Source organism: Ursidibacter sp. B-7004-1 (genome assembly GCF_053654055.1).
In genome coordinates this window covers 37,163-44,171 of sequence record NZ_JBSIUP010000018.1, presented here as the reverse complement: position 1 = coordinate 44,171, position 7,009 = coordinate 37,163, and the positions used below count along the sequence as shown (strand labels likewise).

The following is a 7,009-nucleotide window of genomic DNA, read 5'->3' as shown; positions in this document are numbered from 1 at the left end:
TAGTTGCTTATTTACCCATTACACCTATAAGTAAATATGACCATCATAAATATGCACTGCATCGCCAGTCATATAAAGTGGCGTACCTTCGCCATTCCATTCAATATTAAGTGAACCACCAGGTAAATCCACTTGTACTTGATTATCTAACAATCCTTGCATAATACCGACAGCGACAGCACCACAAGCACCACTACCACAAGCTTGAGTTTCACCTGCTCCACGTTCAAAAACACGCAGTTTAATGTGATTGCGGTTAATGACTTGCATAAAACCAATGTTGGCACGTTCTGGAAAACGTTCGTGGCTTTCCAGTAACGGACCTAATTCATCTACGTTAGCCGTTTCAATATTTTCAACTTGCAACACGCAGTGTGGATTACCCATTGAAACCACGCCACACAATACGGTCTGAATAGCGGTACGAAGAATATAATTTTTTTCAAATTTATTAGCAGTGAATGGAATTTGAGCAGGTTCCCAAATTGGCTCGCCCATATTGACTGTAATTTTTCCATTTTCTTTTAGGCTCAATACCATTTTGCCTTTGGCGGTACTTACACCAATATCTGATTTATTAGTCAGCCCTTTTAATGTAACAAAACGAGCAAAACATCTCGCACCATTACCACATTGAGAGACTTCACTTCCATCTGCATTGAAAATACGATAGTGAAAATCCAAATCAGGATCATAAGGTGGTTCAACCAGTAAGAGTTGATCAAAGCCAACGCCACGATGGCGATCAGCTAATTTACGGATAATGTCTTCCGTTAAATAAACGTTCTGCGTAACGCCATCAATGACCATAAAGTCATTACCTAAACCGTGCATTTTAGAAAATTGCATATATTTTCCTATAATTAGAAATTTTTATTGATCTGAGTTATAGCGATTATATTTATTTATTGATATATTGCTCGCCTTTCTATTGGGAAGGGGCGAATTATCGCTAGAATTTTTCGTCAGTATGAAGTTTTTTTTTGAAAATTACAATGGAGCAATTATGTCCGCAATGTTTCTTCTTCAATTTGCCGTTGTATTACTTTGTATTCTGATTGGTGCACGAATTGGCGGCATCGGTCTTGGAGTAATGGGCGGTGTTGGCTTAGCTATCTTATCTTTTGGCTTTGGGTTAAAACCAGCAGGTTTACCTATTGATGTAATGTTGATGATTATGGCAGTAGTTTCTGCCGCCGCTGCAATGCAAGCGGCTGGTGGTTTAGATTATATGATCAAAATCGCAACCAATATTTTACGTCGTAATCCTAAATATATTACATTTATTGCCCCAGCAGTAACTTGGACATTTACGGTTCTTGCTGGTACAGGGCACGTTGCTTATTCTGTATTACCTGTTATTGCAGAAGTAAGCCGCCATAATGGTATTCGTCCAGAGCGTCCACTTTCAATGGCAGTAATTGCCTCTCAATTTGCGATTGTGGCAAGTCCGATTGCTGCAGCTGTAGTTGCTGTGGTTGCGTACCTTGAGCCACAAGGCATTACATTAGGTAGCGTATTAGGCGTAACAATTCCTGCTACTATTCTAGGTTTATTTTGTGCTTGTTTAATCGTTAATAAATTGGGTAAAGAGTTAAAAGATGACCCTCATTATCAACGTTTATTACAAGATCCTGAGTATGTAAAATTAAACCACGCAGGTACTAACCCAGAAACTATCGAAATTAAATCAACTGCAAAAACATCAGTGGGCTTATTCTTATTCGGTGCGTTACTTGTTGTTGTAATGGGGGCTATTCCATCACTTCGTCCAGTATTTGATGGAAAACCAATGGGAATGGCACATACAATTGAAATCGTAATGTTAGCAGTTGGTGCGTTAATTATCTTAATTTGCAAACCAAACGGAAATGAAATTACTCAAGGTTCTGTATTCCACGCAGGTATGCGTGCGGTGATTGCTATCTTTGGTATTGCTTGGTTAGGTGATACTTTAATGCAAGGTCATATGACAGAAGTAAAAGGAATGGTTCAAGGATTAGTAGAAGCAGCACCTTGGGCGTTTGCCTTTGCTCTGTTTGTTCTTTCTGTATTAGTAAATAGCCAAGGTGCAACGGTTGCGACATTATTCCCAATCGCTGTGGCACTAGGTATCCCAGCACCTGTTTTAATTGGGGTATTTGTTGCAGTAAATGGTTACTTCTTTATTCCAAACTACGGACCAATCATTGCATCTATTGACTTCGATAGTACAGGTACAACGAAAATCGGGAAATATATCTTCAACCACAGCTTTATGTTACCAGGCTTATTAAGTATGGCATTCTGCTTAGGCTTCGGTTTATTATTCTCAAGTATCTTACTGTAACGACAACATCGTTATATTAGCTTGAATAAATAAAGCGGTTAGATTATTGCAAATTGTTGCAAAGATCTAACCGCTTTATATTAGATATCTTTAAAGCACTGCTAATGCTGCATCATAGTTTGGTTCTTGTTTGATTTCAGGCACTAATTCACTGTGTAAAACGGTGTTATTTTCATCTAGTACGATCACAGCACGAGCCGTTAAACCTGCTAAAGGCCCTGTTGCAATATCAACACCTAATTGAGAGTGTAGTTCTTTATTACGGAAAGTTGATAGTGATTGAACATTGGCAATCCCTTCTGCACCACAGAAACGAGCTTGTGCAAAAGGTAAGTCCGCTGAAATACAAAGCACCACAGTATTATTTAGCTCTGCTGCTTTTTGGTTGAATACTCGTACAGACGTTGCACAAATACCCGTATCAATACTTGGGAAGATGTTTAATACTTTACGTTTTCCTGCAAAATCTGCTAATGCAACAGTCTCTAAACCATTATTTACTACAGTAAAATTTTCAACAGTTGCATTTTTTGCTGGAAATGTACCCGCTACTTCAATCGGGTTTCCGCCTAATGTAATTTGAGTCATAATCTATCCTTCATCAAAATTAAATGGGTTGATGCTTTAAAAGCCTGACTAATATAACGATTTTTTAACGTAATTAAAAATAAATATCTTGTATTGAGTTGTTTATTCTCCTACAACAAATCACACAAAGTAACACTTTATAGGTAGTTTTACGGCACTAATTGATAAATTTCACCAAGAAATACTTTCAGACACCTAAATAAAACTCGCTGTATATTTTGCAATAACTAGCTCTTCATTTGTTGGGATCACATAGGCAGAGTGCTGAGATTGCTCAGAGGTAATTTTGCCACTTTGTCCGAAACGTGCAGCTAAATTACGCTCTTGATCGAGTTCAAAACCTAGAATGGTTAATTTCTCAAGCACTAAACGGCGTACGAGTTCTGAGTTTTCGCCAATTCCACCAGTAAATACGATGGCATCAAGTTTGTTATCTAGCAATACTGCATAAGAACCAATATATTTTACAAGGCGGTGAATGTACACATCTAATGCAATTTGGCAGTATTTATCTTTGGCATAATTCTCTGTGATGTAACGGAAATCGCTACTACTTCCGTTGGTTAATCCGAGTAAGCCAGATTGTTTGTTGATAAGATCGCTTGTTTCTTGTGTAGAGAGATTGAGCTTTTGTTTTAAATAAATCAATAATGCAGGATCAACATCTCCACTGCGAGTTCCCATTACTAGCCCTTCACAAGGTGTAAACCCCATTGAAGTATCAATACTTTGTCCATTTTTTATTGCTGTAATTGATGCACCGTTGCCTAAATGACAACTGATCATATTCAAATCTTCAAGTGGCTTACCTAAATATTCTGCCGTTTTATAAGCAATATAGTAATGACTAATACCGTGGAAACCATAGCGTCGAATACCGTATTTTTCATAGTAGGAAATCGGTAATGCATACAAATAGGCTTGGGGTGGTAAAGTGGCGTGGAAACCTGTATCAAATACGCCTACATTTTTTTCTTTTAGATGAGGGAAAGCGACTTGTGCTGCTTTTACTCCCGTTACATTAGCAGGGTTGTGTAATGGGGCAAGTTCAGCTAAGGCAGCTAAATCATCAAGTACTGATGGGGTAAGAATAGTCGGTTGGGAGTATTTTTCACCACCGTGTGTAACTCGGTGTCCGATGGCTTTAATTCGTTGTTTAAGTTCAGGATAATGAATGAGAATTTGTTCAGTAATAAATTGAAGGGCATCAGTATGGTTTGCTTTTTCAGGTAAGGGGGCTTGATGTTTTTCGCCTTGATATTTCCAACTGATTTTTGCTTCGGGTAAGAGCAGGCATTCTGCTAATCCTGATAATAAACTTTCTTCATTTACAGGGTTGATAATTGAAAACTTAAGGGAAGAGCTTCCGCAATTAATCACAAGAATGTAAGGTTGTTCAGACATAATCATAACTCCATAACTTAAAATGAGTGACCAATACCGCTATATCATTTACCCTAAATTCCCTATGGTCAAGCAAATTTGCAATAAAATCAAAAATAATTGATTTGATAGGGTACGATTTTGCAAAATTCTTGTAAAATCACACCGCTTAATTTTTATAGATAACATTACAATGTCAAATTTGCCAGAAACAGAACAACCAGAAAAACCTAAACGTAAAGCATATATTATTCCAACGCTCTTTAAGCTCTCAGTACTTGGGGCTTGTTGTGTGGGAATTTATGGTATTTATTTAGACAGTAAAATCCGTTCTAAAATGGAAGGACAGATTTGGCAATTACCTGCTGAAGTTTATTCTCGAATTGAAAGTATTAAATTATCCGATAACTTAGATTTAGAACAAGCCAAGCTACTCTTACTTCATAATGGCTATCGTGAAGTCTCTAATATTGTTACACCTGGCGATTTTAAAATTGATGGCAACACTCTAGTGTTACTTCGCCGAGCCTTTCCATTTCCTGAAACACCGGAAGCTCAACGTGTACTGCGTATGCGGTTTATAGATAATAAACTGGTGGCGATAGAAGATCTTATTCAGCGTAAGCAGATTGATGAATTTCGTTTAGATCCAAAACTGATCGCAATGCTACATTCTGATAATGATGAAGAGCGTCAGGCTTTGCATCTGCATAATTATCCTAGTTTACTGATAGATACGCTAATTTTGACCGAAGATAAGCGTTTTTATGAACATAATGGTATTAGCCCTTTAAGTATTGTGCGAGCTTTGGTAACAAACTACCAAGCAGGAAAAACAGTACAAGGGGCAAGTACACTCACTCAACAGTTAGTCAAAAATCTATTTTTGACTAGTGAGAAATCATTAGAACGTAAAATTAACGAAGCCTTGATGTCTATTATTTTAGACGCTCGCTATGATAAAAACCGTATTCTTGAAACCTACCTAAATGAAATCTATTTGGGGCAAAACGGTAGTTATCAAATTCACGGTTTTGCACTTGCCAGCCAATTCTATTTTGGGCGACCTATTCAAGAAATTAGCTTATCACAAATGGCATTATTGGTTGGTATGGCGAAGGGGGCCTCTCTCTATAATCCTTGGCGAAATCCACAACTTGCCTTAGAACGCCGTAATGTGGTGTTGAAAATTCTGCTAGAACATCAAAAAATCACTCAATCCGAATATGATTTTCTTGTACAACAGCCATTAGGTGTTAAAGAAAAAGGCAGTGTTTACCGCCAACAACCTGCATTTATGCAAACATTAACCACTGAGCTAAAAACGGAATTTGGTGAAAATAATATGACGTTACTTTCAGGGGCAAGAATTTTTACCACTTTGGATCACAAACAACAAAGTGCAGCGGAGCAAGCTGTTATTAACGGTTTAGAAAGCCTTGAAGAACAAAATAAGAAGATCAAAGACTTAGAATCAGCGATTGTTGTTGCGGAATATAAAACAGGAAAAGTGCGTGCGGTGGTGGGCGGTCGTCTAACGCAATTTGCAGGCTTTAACCGTGCAATTCAAACTAAAAGACAGATCGGCTCATTAGTTAAGCCTTCAATTTATGCGATTGGTTTAGCTCAACCGAACTTATTCCGTTTAAATACCCCAATCAATAACCAACCAATTACTATTACGATCAAAGGTAGTCCGCCTTGGTCACCACGCAACTATGATCGCCGTTTCAGTGGCTCGGTAATGTTAATGGACGCACTTGTTCGCTCTTTAAACATTCCAACGGTTAATATTGGAATGAAAGTCGGTTTGAAAAAAGTCATTGCTAAACAAAAAGAAATGGGCTGGGATAGTGCAGAAATTCCACCTTATCCAGCTACATTATTAGGCTCATATTCAATTTCACCTTATGATGTAACTAAGTCTTATCAAGTCTTGGCAAATTCAGGGTTAAAAACACCGCTTACAACCATTGAAGCGATTATTTCTCATACTGGTGAAGTTATTCAACAGCGAGATATAGATAAAGTTAGCACACAAGTCCTACCGCCTGAAGCGGCTATTCAAACCCTATATGCAATGCAACAAGTGGTAGAACGCGGTACAGCTCGTAGCCTACAAAATGATTTTGCTCAACTCCGTTTAGCAGGTAAAACAGGGACAACCAACAATGCTCGTGATACTTGGTTTGTGGGCATTGATGGCGAAAATGTAACAACAATTTGGTTAGGTAAAGATAATAACAGCGATACCCACTTAACAGGTTCAAGTGGTGCATTGCAAGTATATAAGGAGTATTTAAAACGTACCACACCATTGCCTTTCGTTTTACCAAAAAGCCCAAATTTACAGTGGGTTGGGATTAACAGCTACGGCTCTTGGGATTGTTCAAGCCCACGTCAAATCCCTGTTTGGAAAGATAAAGGTCAGCGTTATTGCACCAGTGGCGGTACAGTAGTTGAAGCCAAACCAAGTGTATGGGACGCACTCTCTCTAAGCAAGGATACACCGCAAACTCAACCAACTAAGGCAGATGAACTGGAAGGTCAAGCACCGATTGAAGAAGTTGCTCCAAGGGAATAGTTAATCATATTTTTATAGTAATCTATAAAATCTCAGTTATTTTGTCCATTACACCTAAAAGGATTGAGTCCTATACAATATAGAACTCAATCCTGAATTAAATCAGTCTAACTTTTTGGGGTCAG

The 7,009-nt window shown here is 38.1% G+C and carries 5 protein-coding genes; 2 read left to right on the top strand and 3 right to left on the bottom strand.

What is annotated here, in order from left to right:
- Positions 1-24: 24 nt before the first annotated feature.
- Positions 25-849, bottom strand: a complete 825-nt coding sequence (gene dapF / locus ACWIW0_RS07525; RefSeq protein WP_454452820.1) for a diaminopimelate epimerase — start codon at positions 847-849, stop codon at positions 25-27.
- A 157-nt stretch (positions 850-1,006) separates the two neighbouring features.
- Between dapF and ACWIW0_RS07520 the strand changes: the two genes are divergently transcribed.
- Entirely contained in the window at positions 1,007-2,329 is a 1,323-nt protein-coding gene (locus tag ACWIW0_RS07520; protein WP_157394298.1) for an anaerobic C4-dicarboxylate transporter, read from the top strand.
- Between the two features lie 90 nt (positions 2,330-2,419).
- On the opposite strand, the gene tpx is transcribed toward ACWIW0_RS07520, so the two are convergent.
- A complete protein-coding gene (tpx, locus tag ACWIW0_RS07515; RefSeq protein WP_454452819.1) occupies positions 2,420-2,917 on the bottom strand; it encodes a thiol peroxidase in 498 nt (165 codons plus the stop codon).
- A gap of 195 nt (positions 2,918-3,112) precedes the next feature.
- A complete protein-coding gene (locus tag ACWIW0_RS07510) occupies positions 3,113-4,321 on the bottom strand; it encodes an acetate kinase (RefSeq protein ID WP_454445827.1) in 1,209 nt (402 codons plus the stop codon).
- A 172-nt stretch (positions 4,322-4,493) separates the two neighbouring features.
- On the opposite strand from ACWIW0_RS07510, the gene mrcB reads away from it, so the two are divergent.
- Entirely contained in the window at positions 4,494-6,884 is a 2,391-nt protein-coding gene (gene mrcB / locus ACWIW0_RS07505) for a penicillin-binding protein 1B (protein ID WP_454452818.1), read from the top strand.
- Positions 6,885-7,009 lie beyond the last annotated feature (125 nt).